The organism is Streptomyces sp. NPDC026417, assembly GCF_055567695.1.
The window spans coordinates 309204-330756 of record NZ_JBVHPY010000004.1; the positions used below are offsets into that span (position 1 = coordinate 309204).

The 21553-nt window shown below is 72.3% G+C and carries 16 protein-coding genes; 14 read left to right on the forward strand and 2 right to left on the reverse strand.

All coding sequences use genetic code 11. The annotated features are described in order from the left end of the window. Window positions 1-30: 30 nt before the first annotated feature. The 12 genes from ACZ4NT_RS09085 to ACZ4NT_RS09140 all read left to right on the forward strand — a co-directional run bounded on the left by ACZ4NT_RS09085 (window position 31) and on the right by ACZ4NT_RS09140 (window position 15719). The gene (locus ACZ4NT_RS09085) at window positions 31-1008 is read left to right on the forward strand and encodes an aspartate carbamoyltransferase catalytic subunit (RefSeq protein ID WP_121404424.1); all 978 of its coding nucleotides are present in this window, start codon (window positions 31-33) and stop codon (window positions 1006-1008) included. 5 nt (window positions 1009-1013) lie between these two features. After that, on the forward strand, window positions 1014-2300 hold the full coding sequence (locus tag ACZ4NT_RS09090) for a dihydroorotase (RefSeq protein ID WP_121404425.1): 1287 nt from the start codon (window positions 1014-1016) through the stop codon (window positions 2298-2300). Further along, the gene (locus ACZ4NT_RS09095; RefSeq protein ID WP_467724424.1) at window positions 2297-2917 is read left to right on the forward strand and encodes a PH-like domain-containing protein; all 621 of its coding nucleotides are present in this window, start codon (window positions 2297-2299) and stop codon (window positions 2915-2917) included. Before ACZ4NT_RS09090 ends, ACZ4NT_RS09095 begins: the two co-directional genes overlap by 4 nt. Continuing rightward, window positions 2914-4056 carry a glutamine-hydrolyzing carbamoyl-phosphate synthase small subunit gene (gene carA, locus ACZ4NT_RS09100; protein WP_121404427.1) on the forward strand — a complete coding sequence of 381 codons (1143 nt, stop codon included), beginning with the start codon at window positions 2914-2916 and terminating at the stop codon, window positions 4054-4056. Before ACZ4NT_RS09095 ends, carA begins: the two co-directional genes overlap by 4 nt. After that, the gene (carB, locus tag ACZ4NT_RS09105; RefSeq protein WP_121404428.1) at window positions 4049-7357 is read left to right on the forward strand and encodes a carbamoyl-phosphate synthase large subunit; all 3309 of its coding nucleotides are present in this window, start codon (window positions 4049-4051) and stop codon (window positions 7355-7357) included. The genes carA and carB overlap by 8 nt, the downstream gene beginning before the upstream one ends. A gap of 54 nt (window positions 7358-7411) precedes the next feature. After that, window positions 7412-8518 (forward strand): quinone-dependent dihydroorotate dehydrogenase, encoded by a 1107-nt coding sequence (locus ACZ4NT_RS09110; protein WP_467724426.1) that lies wholly within the window; start codon window positions 7412-7414, stop codon window positions 8516-8518. Further along, window positions 8515-9357 (forward strand): orotidine-5'-phosphate decarboxylase, encoded by an 843-nt coding sequence (gene pyrF, locus ACZ4NT_RS09115; protein ID WP_121404430.1) that lies wholly within the window; start codon window positions 8515-8517, stop codon window positions 9355-9357. The genes ACZ4NT_RS09110 and pyrF overlap by 4 nt, the downstream gene beginning before the upstream one ends. A gap of 288 nt (window positions 9358-9645) precedes the next feature. Further along, entirely contained in the window at window positions 9646-9969 is a 324-nt protein-coding gene (locus ACZ4NT_RS09120; RefSeq protein WP_010988268.1) for an integration host factor, read from the forward strand. A 38-nt stretch (window positions 9970-10007) separates the two neighbouring features. Next, entirely contained in the window at window positions 10008-10565 is a 558-nt protein-coding gene (gmk, locus tag ACZ4NT_RS09125; protein ID WP_121404431.1) for a guanylate kinase, read from the forward strand. A gap of 38 nt (window positions 10566-10603) precedes the next feature. Beyond that, window positions 10604-10876, forward strand: coding sequence for a DNA-directed RNA polymerase subunit omega (gene rpoZ / locus ACZ4NT_RS09130; protein ID WP_019059732.1), 273 nt, complete (start codon window positions 10604-10606; stop codon window positions 10874-10876). A gap of 145 nt (window positions 10877-11021) precedes the next feature. Next, entirely contained in the window at window positions 11022-12236 is a 1215-nt protein-coding gene (gene coaBC / locus ACZ4NT_RS09135) for a bifunctional phosphopantothenoylcysteine decarboxylase/phosphopantothenate--cysteine ligase CoaBC (protein ID WP_467724428.1), read from the forward strand. Window positions 12237-12464: 228 nt separating this feature from the next. Then, window positions 12465-15719 carry a primosomal protein N' gene (locus ACZ4NT_RS09140; protein WP_467724429.1) on the forward strand — a complete coding sequence of 1085 codons (3255 nt, stop codon included), beginning with the start codon at window positions 12465-12467 and terminating at the stop codon, window positions 15717-15719. Window positions 15720-15837: 118 nt separating this feature from the next. Here the strand turns inward: ACZ4NT_RS09140 and ACZ4NT_RS09145 are convergent, their stop codons facing one another. Beyond that, window positions 15838-16380 (reverse strand): hypothetical protein, encoded by a 543-nt coding sequence (locus ACZ4NT_RS09145; RefSeq protein ID WP_121404435.1) that lies wholly within the window; start codon window positions 16378-16380, stop codon window positions 15838-15840. Window positions 16381-16719: 339 nt separating this feature from the next. On the opposite strand from ACZ4NT_RS09145, the gene fmt reads away from it, so the two are divergent. Together fmt and ACZ4NT_RS09155 are read left to right on the forward strand one after the other, a co-directional pair. Then, window positions 16720-17652, forward strand: coding sequence for a methionyl-tRNA formyltransferase (gene fmt, locus ACZ4NT_RS09150; RefSeq protein ID WP_467724431.1), 933 nt, complete (start codon window positions 16720-16722; stop codon window positions 17650-17652). Between the two features lie 193 nt (window positions 17653-17845). Further along, window positions 17846-19276, forward strand: a complete 1431-nt coding sequence (locus ACZ4NT_RS09155; RefSeq protein WP_467724433.1) for an RsmB/NOP family class I SAM-dependent RNA methyltransferase — start codon at window positions 17846-17848, stop codon at window positions 19274-19276. 37 nt (window positions 19277-19313) lie between these two features. Here ACZ4NT_RS09155 and ACZ4NT_RS09160 read toward each other — a convergent pair whose 3' ends face one another. Then, window positions 19314-21482, reverse strand: a complete 2169-nt coding sequence (locus ACZ4NT_RS09160) for an MMPL family transporter (RefSeq protein WP_467724435.1) — start codon at window positions 21480-21482, stop codon at window positions 19314-19316. Window positions 21483-21553 lie beyond the last annotated feature (71 nt).

The following is a 21553-nucleotide window of genomic DNA, read 5'->3' on the forward strand; positions in this document are numbered from 1 at the left end:
TACCCTGAACTGCCTTACGGAGCCTGACAGATGCAGCGTCATCTCATCTCGGCCGCCGACCTCACCCGCGACGACGCCGTGCTCATCCTCGACACCGCCGAGGAAATGGCGCGGGTCGCCGACCGGCCGATCAAGAAGTTGCCGACCCTGCGCGGCCGCACCGTCGTCAATCTCTTCTTCGAGGACTCGACCCGCACCCGGATCTCCTTCGAGGCCGCCGAGAAGCGGCTCTCGGCGGACGTCATCAACTTCACCGCCAAGGGTTCCAGCGTCTCCAAGGGCGAGTCCCTCAAGGACACCGCCCAGACCCTGGAGGCCATGGGCGTCGACGCCGTCGTCATCCGGCACGGCGCCTCCGGTGCCCCCTACCGCCTCGCGACCTCCGGCTGGATCGACGCCGCGGTCATCAACGCGGGCGACGGCACCCACCAGCACCCCACCCAGGCCCTGCTCGACGCCTTCACCATGCGGCGCCGGCTCGTCGGCCGGGACGCCGGACTCGGCCAGGACCTGGCCGGCAAGCGCATCACGCTGGTCGGCGACATCCTGCACAGCCGGGTCGCCCGTTCCAACGTCGACCTGCTGCACACCCTCGGCGCCGAGGTCACCCTCGTCGCCCCGCCCACGCTGCTGCCCGTCGGGGTCGAGGCGTGGCCCTGCGAGGTCGCCTACGACCTCGACGGCACGCTGTCCAAGTCCGACGCGGTGATGATGCTGCGCGTCCAGCGGGAGCGGATGAACGCGGCGTTCTTCCCGACCGAGCGCGAGTACTCGCGTCGCTACGGCCTCGACGGCGACCGGATGGCGAAGATGCCGGAGCACGCCATCGTGATGCACCCCGGCCCGATGGTCCGCGGCATGGAGATCACCGCCGCGGTCGCCGACTCGGACCGGTGCACCGCGATCGAGCAGGTGGCGAACGGCGTGTCCATCCGCATGGCCGTCCTGTACCTGCTGCTGGGCGGCAACGAGCCCGCCGTCACCCACACCCGTACCGAGGAGAAGTAAGACAGATGAGCAAGATCCTTATTCGTGGTGCGAAGGTGCTCGGCGGGGACCCGCAGGACGTTCTGATCGACGGCGAGACCATCGCCGAGGTCGGCACCGGCCTCGGCGCCGAGGGTGCCGAGGTCGTCGAGGCCGGCGGCAAGGTGCTCCTGCCGGGTCTCGTCGACCTGCACACCCATCTGCGCGAGCCGGGCCGCGAGGACTCCGAGACCGTCCTGACCGGCACCCGGGCCGCCGCGAGCGGCGGCTACACCTCCGTGTTCGCCATGGCCAACACCTTCCCGGTCGCCGACACCGCCGGTGTCGTCGAGCAGGTCTACCGGCTCGGCCAGGAGGGCGGCTACTGCGACGTGCAGCCCATCGGCGCCGTCACCGTCGGCCTGGAGGGCAAGAAGCTCGCCGAGCTGGGCGCGATGCACGAGTCCGCGGCCGGCGTCACCGTCTTCTCGGACGACGGCAAGTGCGTCGACGACGCGGTGATCATGCGCCGGGCGCTGGAGTACGTGAAGGCCTTCGGCGGTGTCGTCGCCCAGCACGCCCAGGAGCCGCGGCTCACCGAGGGCGCCCAGATGAACGAAGGCGTCGTCTCCGCCGAGCTGGGTCTCGGCGGCTGGCCCGCCGTCGCCGAGGAGTCGATCATCGCGCGCGACGTGCTGCTCGCCGAGCACGTCGGCTCCCGCGTCCACATCTGCCACCTGTCCACCGCCGGGTCCGTCGAGATCGTCCGCTGGGCCAAGTCCCGCGGCATCGACGTGACCGCCGAGGTGACCCCGCACCACCTGCTCCTCACGGACGAGCTGGTGCGGTCGTACAACCCGGTCTACAAGGTCAACCCGCCGCTGCGCACCGAGCGGGACGTGCTGGCCCTGCGGGAGGCGCTCGCCGACGGCACGATCGACATCGTCGCCACCGACCACGCCCCGCACCCGCACGAGGACAAGGACTGCGAGTGGGCCGCGGCCGCCATGGGCATGGTCGGCCTGGAGACCGCGCTCTCGGTGGTGCAGCAGACGATGGTGGAGACCGGCCTGCTGGACTGGGCCGGCGTCGCCGACCGCATGTCCGTCAAGCCCGCGCTGATCGGCCGGGCCACCGGGCACGGACGCCCCGTCTCGGCAGGTGAGCCCGCGAACCTCACCCTGGTCGACACCGAATACCGTGGGTCCGTGGACCCCGCGGGCTTCGCCTCGCGCAGCCGCAACACTCCGTACGAGGGCCGTGAGCTGCCGGGCCGTGTCACGCACACATGGCTGCGGGGCCGGGCCACGCTCGTCGACGGGAAGCTCGCGTGACATCTCTGCAACTGACCCACCTCGCCGCCGGACAGAAGTCGGCGGAGGTGACCGACTGGGCCGCCCGGATCGGCTGGCTCGTCGGCCTCGCCCTCTTCGTCGCGCTCGTCTACTGGCTGATGCGCGAGGGCTGGAAGTGGCGCGGCACGCTCCAGGGCGACCTGCCCGAGCTGCCCGTCCGTCCGGCGCCCGCCGACGGAAGCGGCGAACCGCCGCTGCCGGGAATGCCGGAGGGAGCGGCTCCGGCCAGACTGAGCATGAGCGGCCGCTACCACGGTTCCACCACCGCCGGACAGTGGCTCGACCGCATCGTGGCGCGCGGCCTGGGCACCCGGAGCCGGGTCGAGCTCACGCTGACGGACGCGGGACTGGACGTCGTACGGCCCGGGGCCACCGACTTCTTCGTCCCGGCCGGGGCGCTGCGCGAGGCCCGGCTGGACAAGGGCATCGCCGGCAAGGTCCTCACCGAGGGCGGTCTGCTCGTCGTCACCTGGGCCCACGGAGACCGGCTGATCGACTCCGGGTTCCGTTCGGACCGCGCGGCCGAGCACAACGAGTGGGTCGAGGCACTGAACGGCATGATCAACAAGAGCAACGAGACGGAAGGCGCACGATGACGACCTCCACCAGGGAAGCCGGGAAGGTTTCCGCCGTACTCGTCCTGGAGGACGGCCGGATCTTCCGCGGCCGCGCCTACGGGGCCGTGGGGGAGACCTTCGGCGAAGCGGTGTTCTCCACCGGCATGACCGGCTACCAGGAGACCCTCACCGACCCGTCGTACCACCGCCAGGTCGTTGTGATGACGGCGCCGCACGTCGGCAACACCGGCGTCAACGACGAGGACCCCGAGTCGAAGCGGATCTGGGTCGCCGGATACGTGGTGCGCGACCCCGCGCGCGTGCCCTCCAACTGGCGCTCCCGCCGCTCCCTGGACGACGAACTGCGTGCCCAGGGCGTGGTCGGCATCAGCGGGATCGACACCCGCGCCCTCACCCGCCACCTGCGGGAGCGCGGCGCCATGCGCGTCGGCATCTTCTCCGGCAACGCGCTGCCCGACGAGGGCACGATGATCGCCGAGGTGCGCCAGGCCCCCGAGATGAAGGGCGCCAGCCTCTTCGAAGAGGTCGCCACCCAGGAGACCTACGTCGTCCCGGCGGTCGGCGAGAAGAAGTTCACCGTCGCCGCCGTCGACCTCGGCATCAAGGGCATGACCCCGCACCGGATGGCCGAGCGCGGCATCGAGGTGCACGTGCTGCCCGCCACCGCGACCGCCGAGGAGCTCTATGCCGTCAACCCCGACGGAGTCTTCTTCTCCAACGGCCCCGGCGACCCCGAGAAGGCCGACCAGCCGGTCGCGCTGATGCAGGAGGTCCTCAGCCGGAAGACCCCGCTCTTCGGCATCTGCTTCGGCAACCAGATCCTCGGCCGCGCCCTCGGCTTCGGCACCTACAAGCTGAAGTACGGCCACCGCGGGATCAACCAGCCGGTGCAGGACCGCACGACCGGCAAGGTCGAGGTCACCGCCCACAACCACGGCTTCGCCGTCGACGCCCCGCTCGACCGGGTCTCCGAGACCCCCTTCGGCCGCGCCGAGGTCTCCCACGTCTGCCTGAACGACCAGGTCGTCGAGGGACTCCAGCTCCTCGACCAGCCGGCCTTCAGCGTCCAGTACCACCCCGAAGCGGCAGCGGGCCCGCACGACGCCGCCTACCTGTTCGACCGCTTCGTATCCCTGATGGAGGGCCAGCGTGCCTAAGCGCACCGATATCCAGTCCGTCCTGGTCATCGGCTCCGGCCCGATCGTCATCGGCCAGGCCGCCGAGTTCGACTACTCCGGCACCCAGGCGTGCCGCATCCTGCGCGCCGAGGGCCTGCGGGTGATCCTGGTCAACTCCAACCCGGCGACGATCATGACCGACCCGGAGATCGCCGACGCGACCTACGTCGAGCCGATCACCCCCGAGTTCGTCGAGAAGATCATCGCCAAGGAGCGCCCCGACGCCCTCCTGCCCACCCTCGGCGGCCAGACCGCGCTCAACACCGCGATCTCCATGCACGAGCAGGGTGTGCTGGAGAAGTACGGCGTCGAGCTGATCGGCGCCAATGTCGAGGCCATCAACAAGGGCGAGGACCGCGACCTCTTCAAGGACGTCGTCGAAGAGGTCCGCAAGAAGATCGGCCACGGCGAGTCCGCCCGCTCGGTCATCTGCCACTCCATGGACGACGTCCTCAAGGGCGTCGACACCCTCGGCGGCTACCCCGTCGTCGTCCGGCCCTCCTTCACCATGGGCGGCGCCGGCTCCGGCTTCGCCCACGACGAGGACGAGCTGCGCCGCATCGCCGGCCAGGGCCTCACGCTCTCCCCGACCACCGAAGTGCTCCTGGAGGAGTCCATCCTCGGCTGGAAGGAGTACGAGCTGGAGCTGATGCGCGACAAGAACGACAACGTCGTGGTCGTCTGCTCCATCGAGAACTTCGACCCGATGGGCGTCCACACCGGCGACTCGATCACCGTCGCGCCCGCGATGACGCTGACCGACCGCGAGTACCAGCGGCTGCGCGACATCGGCATCGCGATCATCCGCGAGGTCGGCGTCGACACCGGCGGCTGCAACATCCAGTTCGCGGTGAACCCCGAGGACGGGCGCATCATCGTCATCGAGATGAACCCGCGTGTGTCGCGCTCCTCGGCGCTCGCGTCGAAGGCGACCGGCTTCCCGATCGCCAAGATCGCCGCCAAGCTCGCCGTCGGCTACACCCTCGACGAGATCCCGAACGACATCACGGAGAAGACGCCGGCCTCCTTCGAGCCCACGCTCGACTACGTCGTCGTGAAGGCGCCCCGGTTCGCCTTCGAGAAGTTCCCCTCCGCGGACTCCACCCTCACGACCACCATGAAGTCGGTCGGCGAGGCGATGGCCATCGGCCGCAACTTCACCGAGGCGCTGCAGAAGGCGTTGCGGTCGCTGGAGAAGAAGGGCTCGCAGTTCACGTTCGTGGGCGAGCCCGGCGACAAGAAGCAGCTGCTGGAGGAGGCCGTACGGCCGACCGACGGGCGCATCAACTCCGTCATGCAGGCCATCCGCGCCGGAGCCACCCCCGAGGAGGTCTTCGACGCCACGAAGATCGACCCCTGGTTCGTGGACCAGATGTTCCTGATCAAGGAGATCGCGGACGAACTGGCCGCCGCCGACCGGCTGGACCAGGACCTGATCGCCGAGGCCAAGCGGCACGGCTTCTCCGACGTCCAGATCGCCGAGATCCGCGGCCTGCGCGAGGACGTCGTCCGCGAGGTGCGGCACGCCCTGGGCGTCCGCCCGGTCTACAAGACGGTCGACACCTGCGCCGCCGAGTTCGCCGCGAAGACGCCGTACTTCTACTCCTCCTACGACGAGGAGAGCGAGGTCGCGCCCCGCGAGAAGCCCGCCGTCATCATCCTGGGCTCCGGCCCGAACCGCATCGGCCAGGGCATCGAGTTCGACTACTCCTGCGTCCACGCCTCCTTCGCGCTCAGCGACGCCGGCTACGAGACCGTGATGGTCAACTGCAACCCCGAGACCGTCTCCACCGACTACGACACCTCCGACCGCCTGTACTTCGAGCCGCTGACGCTCGAGGACGTGCTGGAGATCGTCCACGCGGAGTCCCTCGCCGGCCCGATCGCGGGCGTGGTCGTCCAGCTCGGCGGCCAGACCCCGCTCGGCCTGGCACAGGCCCTCAAGGACAACGGCGTCCCCGTCGTGGGCACCTCGCCCGAGGCGATCCACGCCGCCGAGGACCGCGGCGCCTTCGGCCGCGTCCTGGCCGAGGCCGGTCTGCCGGCCCCCAAGCACGGCACCGCCACCACCTTCGCCGGCGCCAAGGCCATCGCCGACGAGATCGGCTACCCGGTCCTCGTGCGGCCGTCGTACGTCCTCGGCGGGCGCGGCATGGAGATCGTGTACGACGAGACCCGCCTGGAGTCGTACATCGCCGAGTCCACCGAGATCAGCCCCTCCCGGCCGGTCCTGGTCGACCGCTTCCTCGACGACGCCATCGAGATCGACGTCGACGCCCTGTACGACGGCGAGGAGCTCTACCTCGGCGGCGTCATGGAGCACATCGAGGAGGCCGGCATCCACTCCGGCGACTCGGCGTGCGCCCTGCCCCCGATCACGCTCGGCGGCTTCGACATCAAGCGGCTGAGGGCCTCCACCGAGGCCATCGCCAAGGGCGTCGGCGTGCGCGGACTGATCAACATCCAGTTCGCCATGGCGGGGGACATCCTCTACGTCCTCGAGGCCAACCCGCGTGCCTCGCGCACCGTGCCCTTCACCTCGAAGGCGACCGCGGTGCCGCTCGCGAAGGCCGCCGCCCGCATCTCGCTGGGCGCGACCGTCGCCGAGCTGCGCGCGGAAGGGCTGCTCCCGGCGAACGGCGACGGCGGCACCCTGCCGCTCGACGCGCCGATCTCCGTCAAGGAGGCCGTCATGCCGTGGTCGCGCTTCCGCGACATCCACGGGCGGGGCGTGGACACCGTCCTCGGCCCGGAGATGCGCTCCACCGGCGAGGTCATGGGCATCGACTCGGTGTTCGGCACCGCGTACGCCAAGTCCCAGGCAGGCGCCTACGGGCCGCTGCCCACCAAGGGGCGCGCCTTCATCTCGGTCGCCAACCGCGACAAGCGCTCGATGATCTTCCCGGCGCGTGAGCTCGTCGCGCACGGCTTCGAACTGCTCGCCACGTCCGGCACCGCCGAGGTGCTCAAGCGCAACGGCATCAACGCCACCGTCGTGCGCAAGCAGAGCGAGGGCGAGGGCCCGAACGGCGAGAAGACCATCGTCCAGCTCATCCACGACGGCCAGGTCGACCTCATCGTCAACACCCCGTACGGCACCGGCGGCCGCCTCGACGGCTACGAGATCCGCACGGCGGCCGTGGCCCGGTCCGTCCCGTGTCTGACGACGGTCCAGGCGCTCGCCGCCGCCGTCCAGGGCATCGACGCGCTCAACCGCGGCGACGTGGGCGTGCGTTCCCTCCAGGAACACGCCGAGCATCTGATCGCGGCCCGCGACTAGCAGCCCGAGGGGGGACACCGGAAACGGTGTCCCCCTCTTCATGAGGACTGAGACATGTACAAGCTTTTCTTCCGCCTGATCTTCCAGCGGATGGACCCGGAGCAGGCGCACCACCTGGCCTTCCGCTGGATCCGCCTGGCCGTCCGCGTCCCGGTGCTGCGGACCTTCGTCGCGGCCGCGCTGGCACCGCGGTACGAGGAACTGCGCACCGAGGCGTTCGGCCTGCGCATGCACGGCCCCTTCGGGCTCGCGGCCGGCTTCGACAAGAACGCGGTGGCCATCGACGGGATGTCGATGCTCGGCTTCGACCACGTCGAGATCGGCACGGTCACCGGCGAGCCGCAGCCCGGGAACCCCCGCAAGCGGCTGTTCCGGCTCGTGCCGGACCGGGCGCTGATCAACCGCATGGGATTCAACAACGACGGCTCGGCGGCCGTCTCCGAGCGGCTGGGCGCCCGGACGCCCGTCTTCCGGACCGTCGTGGGCGTCAACATCGGCAAGACCAAGGTCGTCCCCGAGGACGAGGCCGTCGGCGACTACGTGAAGTCCACCGAGCGGCTCGCCCGGCACGCCGACTACCTGGTCGTCAACGTCTCCTCCCCGAACACCCCCGGCCTGCGCAACCTCCAGGCCACCGAGGCACTGCGCCCGCTGCTGAGCGCCGTGCGCGAGGCCGCGGACCGGACGGTCACCGACCGCCGCGTGCCGCTCCTCGTCAAGATCGCGCCCGACCTCGCGGACGAGGACGTCGACGCCGTCGCCGACCTCGCCGTGGAACTCGGCCTCGACGGAATCATCGCCACGAACACCACCATCGCGCGCGAGGGACTGGGCCTGCGGTCCGCCCCCGCCCTGGTGAAGGAGACCGGCGGCCTGTCCGGCGCCCCGCTCAAGGCACGCTCCCTGGAGGTGCTGCGCCGCCTCTACGCGCGCGTGGGCGACCGCATCACCCTGGTGGGCGTCGGCGGCATCGAGAACGCCGAGGACGCCTGGCAGCGCATCCTGGCCGGCGCCACGCTGGTCCAGGGCTACAGCGCCTTCGTCTACGAGGGCCCCTTCTGGGGGCGCGCCGTCCACAAGGGCCTCGCCGCCCGGCTGCGGACGAGCCCCTACGCCACCCTCGCCGACGCGGTCGGCGCCGACGTGAGGAAGTCCGTATGACCCTGGAGCCCTTCGGCGCCCGCCTGCGCCGTGCCATGGACGAGCGTGGCCCGCTGTGCGTCGGCATCGACCCGCACGTCTCCCTGCTCACCGCCTGGGGCCTGAACGACGACATCGCGGGCCTGGAGCGCTTCAGCCGCACCGTCGTCGAGGCGCTGGCCGACCGGGTCGCCGTGCTGAAGCCGCAGAGCGCGTTCTTCGAGCGCTTCGGGTCCCGGGGCGTCGCCGTCCTGGAGAAGTCGGTCGAGGAGGCGCGCGCGGCCGGTGCCCTGGTCGTGATGGACGCCAAGCGCGGCGACATCGGCTCGACCATGGCCGCGTACGCGGAGACCTTCCTGCGCAAGGACGCCCCGCTCTTCTCGGACGCCCTCACCGTCTCGCCGTACCTCGGCTACGGCTCGCTGCGGCCCGCGGTGGACCTGGCGCGCGAGAGCGGTGCCGGGCTGTTCGTCCTCGCCCTGACCTCCAACCCGGAGGGCGGCGAGGTGCAGCACGCGGTCCGCGCCGACGGCCGTGACGTCGGGGCGACCATGCTGGCCCACCTCGCTGCGGAGAACGCGGAAGAGACGCCCCTGGGCTCCTTCGGCGCCGTGGTGGGCGCCACGCTCGGCGATCTCTCCTCGTACGACCTGGACATCAACGGACCGCTCCTCGCGCCCGGTATCGGCGCCCAGGGGGCCACGCCGGCCGATCTCCCGGGCGTCTTCGGCGCAGCCGTGCGCCAGGTCGTCCCGAACGTCAGCCGGGGAGTGCTGCGGCACGGCCCCGACGTCGTCGCGCTGCGCGGCTCCGCCGAGCGCTTCGCCGAGGAGATCCGGGCGGCGGTCGCGACCGTTTGAGTCCGTCGATGAGCGTCTCCCGGCGGTCCCGAGTCTGAATACATCCTCAAATCCGGGGCGTAATGTCTGGAATGCCAGGCTCGACGGAGGCTGACCAGGACTTTTCCGCTGTTCTCGCTGACTCTGGCGGACTTGGCCGCTAGTCTCCGTCGAGTGAGGGCACCTCCCACGCCCTCAAGGCAGTGGGGGAGGACGGGCAAGCGTGTTGCTCGTTTCTCCCCAGGTGTGGGGCGACTAGGTTCCTCACCGGTCCGTATCCGACAGTTCGACATCCGAGGTGACGTAGGCGTGGCTCTTCCGCCCCTTACCCCTGAACAGCGCGCAGCCGCGCTCGAAAAGGCCGCCGCGGCTCGCCGGGAGCGGGCCGAGGTCAAGAATCGACTCAAGCACTCCGGCGCCTCCCTTCACGAGGTCATCAAGCAGGGTCAGGAGAACGACGTCATCGGCAAGATGAAGGTCTCCGCTCTCCTGGAGTCCCTGCCGGGCGTGGGCAAGGTCCGCGCCAAGCAGATCATGGAGCGACTCGGGATCTCCGAGAGCCGCCGTGTGCGGGGTCTCGGCTCCAACCAGATCGCGTCCCTGGAGCGCGAGTTCGGCAGCACCGCCGGCTGACGTTCTCGGGCACTCCTGAGAACCTGGATAATCGCTGCATGAGTGAACGTTCGCGGCTGACCGTGCTCTCCGGCCCCTCCGGGGTCGGCAAGAGCACGGTCGTCGCTCATATGCGCAAGGAACACCCCGAGGTCTGGCTCTCGGTGTCGGCGACGACCCGCAGGCCCCGCCCCGGAGAGAAGCACGGGGTCCACTACTTCTTCGTCACCGACGAGGAGATGGACAAGCTGATCGCCAACGGCGAGCTGCTCGAATGGGCCGAGTTCGCCGGCAACCGCTACGGCACGCCACGTGCCGCCGTCATGGAGCGGCTGGAGGCGGGCGAGGGCGTCCTCCTGGAGATCGACCTCCAGGGAGCCCGGCAGGTCCGCGAGTCCATGCCGGACGCCCAGCTGGTGTTCCTGGCCCCGCCCTCCTGGGAGGAGCTGGTGCGCAGGCTCACCGGACGCGGCACCGAGCCCCCCGAGGTCATCGAGCGCCGGCTCGCCGCCGCCAAGATCGAACTGGCCGCCGAGTCCGAGTTCGACGTCACGCTGGTCAACACCTCCGTCGAGGACGTGGCGCGCGAGCTGCTAGCCTTGATGAACGTTGTGTGATCTTCACTGATCTCATCCCACCTTTCGGAAGGCAGAGCGTGTCCTCTTCCATCACCGCTCCCGAGGGCATCATCAACCCTCCGATCGACGAGCTCCTCGAGGCCACCGACTCGAAGTACAGCCTGGTGATCTACGCGGCCAAGCGCGCTCGTCAGATCAACGCTTACTACTCGCAGCTCGGCGAGGGTCTCCTCGAGTACGTCGGTCCCCTCGTGGACACCCACGTCCACGAGAAGCCGCTCTCGATCGCCCTGCGCGAGATCAACGCGGGCCTGCTGACGTCCGAGGCCGTCGAGGGCCCCGCGACCTGATCGTCCGTTCACTCATCGCAGGCCCGGCAGCACGACTGCCGGGCCTGCGGTGTGTCGGGGGCGCCCGAGCCGCCCCCGCGCGGTGATGCAGCATGGAGTCGTACTTCTTCTGGTGCGAGTCGTTCTCGAGTGCGGGGAGACCCTGGTGGGCAAGCCGAAAGTCGTTCTGGGCGTCAGCGGTGGCATCGCCGCGTACAAGGCCTGTGAGCTGCTGCGCAGGCTGACGGAGTCCGGTCACGACGTACGGGTCGTGCCGACCGCGTCGGCGCTGCACTTCGTCGGTGCCGCCACCTGGTCCGCCCTGTCCGGCCACCCCGTCTCCACCGAGGTCTGGTCCGACGTCCACGAGGTCCCGCACGTCCGGATCGGACAGGACGCCGACCTCGTCGTCGTGGCCCCCGCCACGGCCGACATGCTCGCCAAGGCGGCCCACGGCCTCGCCGACGACCTCCTCACGAACACCCTGCTCACCGCCCGCTGCCCGGTCGTTTTCGCCCCCGCCATGCACACCGAGATGTGGGAGCACCCGGCCACGCAGGAGAACGTGGCCACGCTGCGCCGCCGCGGTGCCGTGGTGATCGAGCCGGCCGTCGGTCGGCTCACCGGCGTCGACACCGGCAAGGGCCGGCTGCCCGACCCCACCGAGATCTTCGAGGTCTGCCGCCGGGTGCTCGCCCGCGGCGTGAGCGGGCCCGACCTCGCCGGCCGCCATGTCGTCGTCAGCGCGGGCGGCACGCGCGAGCCGCTCGACCCCGTCCGTTTCCTCGGCAACCGCTCCTCCGGCAAGCAGGGCTACGCGCTCGCCCGCACCGCGGCGGCCCGCGGCGCCCGGGTCACCCTCGTCTCCGCGAACACCGGGCTGCCCGACCCCGCGGGCGTCGACGTGGTCCCGGTGGGGACCGCCGTCCAGCTGCGCGAGGCCGTGCTGAAGGCCGCCGCCGACGCCGACGTCGTGGTGATGGCCGCCGCGGTGGCCGATTTCCGCCCGGCCAGCTACGCGGCCGGCAAGATCAAGAAGAAGGACGGCGAGGAGCCCGAACCGGTGGTCCTGGTCCGCAACCCGGACGTGCTCGCCGAGGTCGCCGCCGACCGGGCCCGGGAAGGTCGGATCGTCGTCGGCTTCGCCGCCGAGACGGACGACGTCCTCGCCAACGGCCGCAGGAAACTGGAGCGCAAGGGCTGCGACCTCCTCGTGGTCAACGAGGTGGGGGAGCGCAAGACCTTCGGCTCCGAGGAGAACGAGGCCGTGGTGCTCGGCGCGGACGGCAGCGAGACCCCGGTGCCCCACGGGCCGAAGGAGGCCCTGGCCGATATCGTGTGGGATCTGGTGGCCGACCGACTCGCCCGGCCGTCCCGATAGCTCCGTCCGGTGTCACGCGCCACGCGAATTGGCGCGTGGCGACCCTGGCGAAGTGCGATCCGCATTGGGCAGAATGCCCGTGCCGCAGGTCACAGCGCTCCCGAGAGGCGAGACAGGTGGGCCCGCGGACGAGCGCGACCGATAAACTGTTCTCGGACGACGCCGGGCGCAGCTCCCGTCCCGTCCGCCAATGATCAGCCAGCAGCCGCTGCAACCTCAGGGAGCGTTGTGTCCCGTCGCCTGTTCACCTCGGAGTCTGTGACCGAGGGTCACCCCGACAAGATCGCTGACCAGATCAGCGACACCATTCTCGATGCGCTTCTGCGTGAGGACCCGACGTCCCGGGTCGCCGTGGAGACGCTGATCACGACCGGCCTGGTGCACGTGGCCGGCGAGGTCACGACCAAGGCCTACGCGCCGATCGCCCAGCTGGTCCGCGACAAGATCCTCGAGATCGGTTACGACTCCTCGAAGAAGGGCTTCGACGGCGCGTCCTGCGGCGTCTCCGTGTCCATCGGCTCGCAGTCCCCCGACATCGCGCAGGGCGTCGACACGGCGTACGAGAACCGGGTCGAGGGCGACGACGACGAGCTGGACCGGCAGGGCGCCGGCGACCAGGGCCTGATGTTCGGCTACGCCACCGACGAGACGCCGAACCTGATGCCGCTCCCGATCCACCTGGCGCACCGGCTCTCCCGCCGCCTGTCCGAGGTGCGCAAGAACGGGACCATCCCGTACCTGCGGCCCGACGGCAAGACCCAGGTCACCATCGAGTACGACGGTGACAAGGCTGTCCGCCTGGACACCGTCGTCGTCTCCTCGCAGCACGCGTCCGACATCGACCTGGACTCGCTGCTCGCGCCCGACATCCGCGAGTTCGTCGTGGAGCCGGAGCTGAAGGCTCTCCTCGACGACGGCATCAAGCTGGACACGGACGGGTACCGCCTGCTGGTGAACCCGACCGGCCGCTTCGAGATCGGCGGCCCGATGGGCGACGCCGGCCTGACCGGCCGCAAGATCATCATTGACACGTACGGCGGTATGGCCCGCCACGGCGGCGGCGCCTTCTCCGGCAAGGACCCGTCCAAGGTCGACCGCTCGGCCGCGTACGCGATGCGCTGGGTCGCCAAGAACGTGGTCGCGGCGGGCCTGGCCACCCGCTGCGAGGTCCAGGTGGCCTACGCGATCGGCAAGGCCGAGCCCGTCGGCCTCTTCGTCGAGACCTTCGGCACCGCCAAGGTCGACGCCGAGCGCATCGAGACCGCCATCACCGAGGTCTTCGACCTCCGCCCGGCGGCCATCATCCGCGACCTCGACCTGCTGCGCCCGATCTACTCCCAGACCGCTGCGTACGGCCACTTCGGCCGTGAGCTGCCCGACTTCACGTGGGAGCGCACGGACCGGGTGGACGCGCTGCGCAAGGCGAAGGTGCCGAAGGCCAAGCCGCGGACCTGGCGGGGGGCCGCCCTGGCGAAGGAGCTGCCGGTCGCCCGCGTCGTCGTCGACAAGGGCGTGCTCCACCTCGACCGGTACTTCGACTACGCCGTGCCCGAGGAGCTGGACGAGGCGGCTCGGCCCGGGGTGCGGGTGCGGGTGCGGTTCGGCGCCGGCGGGCGCACCGTGCGGGACGGGCGGCGCGAGGGCGGCAGCCTGATCGACGGCTTCGTCGTCGAGCGGGTCGCCGAGTCCGACTACGCGGGACCGCTCGCCGCGCTGGCCCAGGTGGTGTCGCCCGAACCGGTGCTGGGGCCCGACCTGCTCGGCCTGGCCCGGGCCGTCGCCGACCGGTACGCGGGCAGTCTCGCGGACGTGCTGCAGCTGGCCGTACCGCCCCGGCACGCCCGCGCCGAGGCGGCCGTGATGCCCGAACCGCCGCCCCCGCCCGCCGCTCCGGAGCCGGGCACCTGGACGCGGTACGCGCGCGGCCCCGAGTTCCTGGGCGCGCTCGCCGCGGGTGGCGCGCCGCGCGCCGTGTGGACCGCGCTGCCCGGACCGCAGTGGGCGGAGGAGATCGCCCGGGCCGTGCAGGCCACCCTCGCCTCCGGCCGCGGGGCCCTGGTCGTCGTACCGGCCGGGCGGCCCGCCGCGCGCGTGGACGCGGCCCTGACGGCCCTGCTGGGGGAGGGACAGCACGCGGTCCTGACCGCCGACGCGGGACAGGAGCGGCGCTACCGGGAGTGGCTCGCCGTCCGGCGGGGTGCGGTGCGTGCCGTCGTGGGGACCCGGGCCGCCATGTTCGCGCCCGTGCGCGACCTGGGGCTGGTGGTCGTCTGGGACGACGGCGACGCGGCGCACAGCGACGACAACGCCCCCTTCCCGCACGTCCGGGAGGTACTGGAGCTGCGGGCCGCCCGCGACAGGTGCGGTTTTCTGCTGGGGAGCTGGAGCTGCACGGTGGAGGCGGCGCAGCTCGTGGAGAGCGGCTGGGCGCTGCCCCTGGCCGCCGGACGGGACCAGGTACGGGCGAGCGCGCCCCTGGTCCGCACGGTCGGGGACACGGACCTCGCCCGGGACGAGGCCGCACGCGCCGCCCGGCTGCCGACCCTGGCCTGGCAGGTCGCCAGGGAGGGGCTGCGGCACGGGCCCGTCCTCGTCCAGGTGCCCCGGCGCGGTTACGTGCCTCGGATGGCGTGCGCGCAGTGCCGGGCGCCCGCGCGGTGCCGCCACTGCGCGGGACCGCTGGAGGCGCAGGACGCCGAGGCCCTGCGCTGCGCCTGGTGCGGCCGGGACGAGGCCTCCTGGCACTGCCCCGAGTGCGGGGGGTTCCGGCTGCGGGCCCAGGTCGTCGGGGCGCGGCGGACCGCGGAGGAGCTGGGGCGCGCGTTCCCCGCCGTGCCGGTGCGGACCTCGGGGCGGGAACAGGTGCTCGACACGGTGCCGGCGGCGCCCGCGCTCGTCGTGAGCACACCCGGCGCCGAGCCCGTGGCCGAGGGCGGTTACGCGGCCGCGCTGCTGCTCGACGGCTGGGCCATGCTCGGCCGGCCCGATCTGCGGGCCGGGGAGGACGCCCTGCGGCGCTGGACGGGGGCGGCGGCCCTCGTCCGCCCGCAGGGGGCCGGCGGGACGGTGGTCGTGGTCGCCGAGCCGACACTGCGGCCGGTGCAGGCCCTCGTCCGGTGGGACCCCGTCGGGCACGCGGTGCGCGAACTCTCCGAGCGGGCCGAACTCGGGTTCCCCCCGGTGTCCCGGATGGCCGCCGTGTCCGGTACGGCCGAGGGCCTCGCGGGCTTTCTCGCGGGCGCGGAACTGCCCCGCGACGCCCAGATCCTCGGTCCCGTGCCGGTGCCCTTCACCGAGGCGGGGCGACCGCGGCGGGTCGGCGGCCCGCCTGCCGGCGAGCACTGGGAGCGCGTGCTGATCCGCGTGCCCCCCGGGAGCGGGGCCGCACTGGCCGCCGCCCTGAAGACGGCGCAGGCGGCCCGGATGGCGCGTGCGGGAAACGAGCCCGTACGGATCCGGATCGATCCGCCGGACATCGGCTGACCGCGGGTGCGGCCGCGCCCTCCCGGTGGGCGGCCGGATGCCGTGCCGGGCGTCGCGATGCGGGACCCGGAAACGGGGATGCCTCCCGGTGGTGCACCGGGAGGCGGCGGAGTCGGGGTCAGCCGTTGCGCGGGCTGGGGAAGGCCGTCGGCCTGACGTCCTCGCGGAGGGTCGGGCTGCCGGCGGTCGGCTGCGTCGGCATCGAACGGGCGGCGGGGACCGTGGGCACGGAGGGGATGGCGGTGCCGACGGCGACCGTGCGGGTGCTCGACGACTCGGTGGCGCGCTCGGCGTCCGCGGCTGCCTGGGCGGCGGCGCGGCGGGCGCCGTACCGGCGGTGCACGGCCTGCTTGGTGACGCCGAGCGCGGAGCCCACCGCGTCCCACGAGAAGCCCAGCGAGCGGTCGAAGTCCACGGCGGCCGTCACCAGGGTCTCGACGCTGTCCCGCAGTTCCTGCGCGAGGCGGACGGTCGGGGCGGGTGCGCGTCCGTAGACGACGAAGCCCGTGGACGGGCCGGAGCGGCGCGGACGGTAGACGTTGCCCAGCTGGGCGGTGAGTGTGCGCAGTGCGTCCACCTGCCGGCGGACCCGCTCGATGTCCCGCACCAGCAAGTGCAGGCTGGCCCGAGCCTGGGCGTCGTGGGTTGCGTGGTCGGCCATGAACAAGCCTCTCGAACCGGCGTTGCAGAAAAGGACCGGGCCGCGAACGCGGCCCGTCAGGTCAACTCTCTCTTGACAACGCGTCACGGGGTGAGTGGTCACGCTGCGGGGGCGTAAGGGCATATGCACGGGGCGCACGCCTCGCCGCACGCCCCCGGGGTGGGGGCGACAAGGTGACCAGGTCCGGGGGCCGGCCGGGTGCCGGGGCCGGCCCGAGGGGGTTCGCCGCCCTCGGTGGCGGCCGGGCTCATAGACTGGTGCGCTGCCCCGCATCGCACCGCCCCGGGCGGCCGCGTGCGGGCTCACCTGAACTTCCGCCCGAGAGGCCAGCCGCCACCCATGAAGCTCGTCTTCGCAGGTACCCCCGAGGTCGCCGTTCCCGCCCTGGACGCTCTGCTCGCCTCCGGGCGGCACGAGGTCGCCGCCGTCGTGACGCGCCCCGACGCACCGGCCGGGCGGGGCCGCAGGCTCGTCGCGAGCCCCGTCGCCGAGCGGGCGGCGGAGGCCGGCATCGAGGTGCTCAAGCCGGCGAAGCCGCGCGACGAGGACTTCCTGACGCGCCTCAGGGAGATCGCGCCCGACTGCTGCCCCGTGGTGGCGTACGGCGCGCTGCTGCCCCGGGTCGCGCTGGACATCCCCGCCCACGGCTGGGTCAACCTGCACTTCTCGCTGCTGCCGGCCTGGCGGGGCGCCGCGCCCGTGCAGCACGCGATCATGGCCGGTGACGAGATCACCGGTGCCTCCACCTTCCTGATCGAGGAGGGACTGGACTCCGGGCCCGTCTACGGCACGGTCACCGAGGAGATCCGTCCGAGCGACACCAGCGGGGACCTGCTCACGCGGCTGGCCTTCGCCGGGTCGGGGCTGCTGGCCGCGACCGTGGACGGGATCGAGGACGGCACGCTCAAGGCGGTGCCGCAGCCCGCCGACGGTGTCACCGTGGCGCCGAAGATCACCGTCGAGAACGCGCACGTCGACTGGTCGGCACCGGCCCTGCGCGTCGACCGGGTGGTCCGGGGCTGTACGCCGGCGCCCGGCGCGTGGACCCTGTTCCGGGGCGAGCGGCTCAAGCTCATCCAGGTGGCGTCCGTGCCGGAGCGCACCGAACTGGCTCCCGGGGAGCTGGCCGTCGGCAAGAACAGCGTGCACGTCGGCACCGGTTCGTACGCCGTCGAGCTGCTCTGGGTCCAGGCACAGGGGAAGAAGCCGATGCGCGCCGCGGACTGGGCGCGCGGCGTCCGCATCGCCTCGGGGGAGCGGCTCGGGTCCTGAGGCGGGGCCGGACCCGAGGGCCCCGGCCCGGCCCGTCGGGACCGGTGCCCGGATGCGCCCGGCCTGTGGTCGCGGGCGCCCGGTCACCGGCCGGGGCGTCCGGCGCCGGCGGGTGCCCGCGGCGGCGTCCGGCGCCGGTGCGCGGCGTACGCTGAGAGGCGCACCTTTTTCCCGGATCCGGAGCACCTTTCTCGTGAGCGAGCAGTCCCGTCGGCCGAGCAGGCCGGGCAAGCCCTACCGTCGTCCCCAGAAGGACCCCGTCCGCATCCTCGCCTTCGAGGCGCTGCGGGCCGTGGACGAGCGGGACGCGTACGCGAACCTCGTCCTGCCCCCGCTCCTGCGCAAGGCCCGGGAGAAGGGCGACTTCGACGGGCGCGACGCGGCGCTGGCGACCGAGCTGGTGTACGGGACGCTGCGCAGGCAGGGCACGTACGACGCCGTCATCGCGGCCTGCGTCGACCGGCCGCTGCGCGAGGTCGACCCGCCGGTCCTCGACGTGCTGAGCCTCGGTGCCCACCAGCTCCTCGGCACCCGGATCCCGACGCACGCCGCCGTCTCCGCCTCCGTGGAGCTGGCGCGGGTCGTGCTCGGGGACGGGCGCGCCAAGTTCGTCAACGCCGTCCTGCGGAAGATCGCGCAGGACGACCTCGACACCTGGCTGGAACGGGTCGCGCCGCCGTACGACGAGGACGCCGAGGACCACCTCGCCGTCGTGCACTCGCATCCGCGCTGGATCGTCTCCGCGCTGTGGGACTCGCTCGGCGGCGGGCGTGCCGGGATCGAGGACCTGCTGGAAGCCGACAACGAGCGCCCCGAGGTGACGCTGGTGGCCCGGCCCGGCCGTTCCACCGCCGGTGAACTCCTCGACGTCCTCGGCGAGGAGAACGCGCTGCCGGGGCGCTGGTCGCCGTACGCCGTCCGGCTCACCGAGGGCGGCGAGCCGGGTGCCATCGACGCCGTCCGCGAGGGGCGCGCCGGCGTCCAGGACGAGGGCAGCCAGCTGGTGGCCCTCGCACTGGCGAACGCGCCGCTCGACGGGCCCGACGAGAAGTGGCTCGACGGCTGTGCGGGCCCCGGCGGCAAGGCGGCCATGCTCGCCGGGCTCGCCGCCGAACGCGGCGCCGTGCTGCTCGCCGCCGAGAAGCAGCCGCACCGGGCCGGACTCGTCGCCAAGGCGCTCGCGGGCAACCCCGGGCCGTACCAGGTCGTCACCGCCGACGGCACCCGGCCGCCGTGGCGCCCCGGCACCTTCGACCGGGTCCTGATGGACGTGCCGTGTACGGGTCTGGGTGCCCTGCGCCGCCGGCCCGAGGCCCGCTGGCGCCGCCGCCCCGACGACCTGGAGGGCTTCGCGCCGCTCCAGCGGGGACTGCTGCGCACGGCGCTCGACTCCGTCCGCATCGGTGGCGTCGTCGGGTACGCGACCTGTTCACCGCACCTCGCCGAGACCCGTGCGGTCGTCGACGACGTGCTCAAGCACTACGACGGCTCGGCCGAGCTGCTCGACGCCCGCCCGCTGCTGGCGGACGTGCCCGCCCTCGGCGACGGTCCCGACATCCAGCTGTGGCCGCACCTGCACGGGACGGACGCGATGTATCTGGCGCTGATCCGCCGGACCGCGTGACCGCCGGCGGGGCCCGCCCGGGCCCCGGCGGGCCCGGCTAGCCGTCCGGTCGTGACGCCGGTTCCGCGGGGGCGGGCGCCGGGGCCTGCCGCGGGCCGTCCTCCCGGGCCAGCCTGTGCGGCCACCACACCTTCGGCCCGACGTCCAGGAACAGCGACGTCACGAGCACCGAGCGGACGATGAAGGTGTCCAGCAGCACGCCGAGCGCCACCGCGAACCCGATCTCGGCGAAGGCGACCATCGGCAGGGTGCCCAGCGCGGCGAACGTGCCCGCGAGGACCAGCCCGGCCGAGGTGATGACCGCGCCGGTCGCGGCGAGCCCGGTGACGACACCCGCACGGGTGCCCTGCCGGATCGCCTCCTCGCGGATGCGGGTGCTCAGGAAGATGTTGTAGTCGATGCCGAGGGCCACCAGGAAGACGAAGACGAACAGCGGGAAGTCCGTCGACTCGCCCGCGTAGTCGAAGAGGTGGCGGAAGGCGAGCGCGCTGGCGCCCAGGGCCGCCGCGAAGGACAGCACCACCGTTCCGATCAGCAGCAGCGGCGCCACCAGCGCGCGCAGCAGCAGCATCAGGATCAGCAGGACGACCGCCAGGACCGCCGGGATGATCACCAGGTTGTCGTGCGTGGTCGCCGCGTCCATGTCGAGCAGGGCCGCGGTGCCGCCGCCCACCTGCGCGTCGGCGTCCGGCACGGCGTGCACGGCGTCCCGTACGCGTTCGACGGTCTGTTTCGCCGCTTCGCTGTCGGACGGAGCGGTCATGGTCGCCTCGAAGAGGACCTTGCCGTCGTGCGCCGGCTTCGTGCCCGCGGGCACGGTGATGCTGTCGGGCACCACACCCTCGGTGCGCGCGACCGCGCTGCGCACCTCGGCGTTCCGCGTCTGGTCGGCCACGACCACCAGCGGGTCGCCGCTGCCCGCCGGGAAGTACCGCGCGGACACCTCCTGCCCGGTGATGGAGTCCGGTTTGCCGGTGAAGGCGTCGGCGTTGCCGATGCCCTCGGCGCGGAGCTGCAGCAGACCGAGGGAGAGCACCGCGAGGGCGAGGGCCGTGCCGACCCAGATGACCCGCGGACCGCGCGAGATGCGGCGGCCCATGCGGGCCCAGACGCCGTGCGCCGTCGGGTCGGGGGTACCGAGGTGGGGGACCGAGGGCCAGAAGATCCACCGGCCGAAGACGAGCAGCAGGGCCGGGAAGAGCGTGATCATGGCGAGGAGGGCCACGGCGACACCGATGGCGGCCACCGGGCCGAGGCCGCGCGTGGAGTTCATCTCGGCGGCCAGCAGGACCAGCATGCTCAGCACGACCGTGGCACCCGAGGCGAGCACGGCCGGCCCGGCGCGGTTCAGGGCGAGGGCCATCGCCTCGTGGCGGTCCTCGTGACGGCGCAGTTCCTCCCGGTAGCGGGCGACGAGCAGCAACGCGTAGTCGGTGCCGGCGCCGAAGACGAGGACGGTGAGGATGCCGGCGCTCTGCCCGTTCACGGTGAGCCCCGCGTGCTCGGCCAGCAGGTAGATCAGCGCCTGGGAGGTGAACAGGGCGACAACCACGGCGATCAGCGGGATGAAGATCAGCGTCAGGCTGCGGTAGGTGAGCAGCAGCATCACGATGACGACGGCCATCGCGGCGACCAGCAACGTCGAGTCGATGCCCTCGAAGGCCTCGGAGAAGTCGGCGGAGGTGCCGCCGGGGCCCGTGATGTGCACGGCCAGCCCGTCGCCGCCCTCGCCCACCTCGTCCCGGATCGAGTCGACGGCCGGTGCGATCCGCTCCCAGCCCTTCTCGTCCATGGTGATCGGCACGAAGATCTCGGCGGCCTCGGGCGCCGCCCGGTCGTTGTAGAGCGGGCCGCGGGTCTCGGTGCCGCGCACGCCGTGGGCGGTCAGCGCCTTGATCTCGCGGACGTCCTCACTGATCTGCCGCCGGTCCTGCGCGGTCAGGCCACCGTCGCGCGCGTACACGACGACGGCGGGGATCTGCTCGGGGCGGAAGCCCTCCGAGACGTTCAGGACCTGGGTGGACTCGGCGGTCCCGGGCAGCCAGGAGGCCGCGTCGTTGTCCTGGGCGCCGGTGAGCTTCGACGCGAGCGGCGCCAGGACGACGAGCAGCACGAGCCACAGGCCGACGACGACCCACTTGCTGCGCCGTCCGCACACGAACCCGATGAGTCCCTGGCGTACCGGACGCCCTTTCCCGTCCGTCATGGCCACCCCCGTAGCCGCGTCTGGAGCCGGTGGGCCGCCCAGCATGGCAGGTCCGGCCCGGGCACGACATC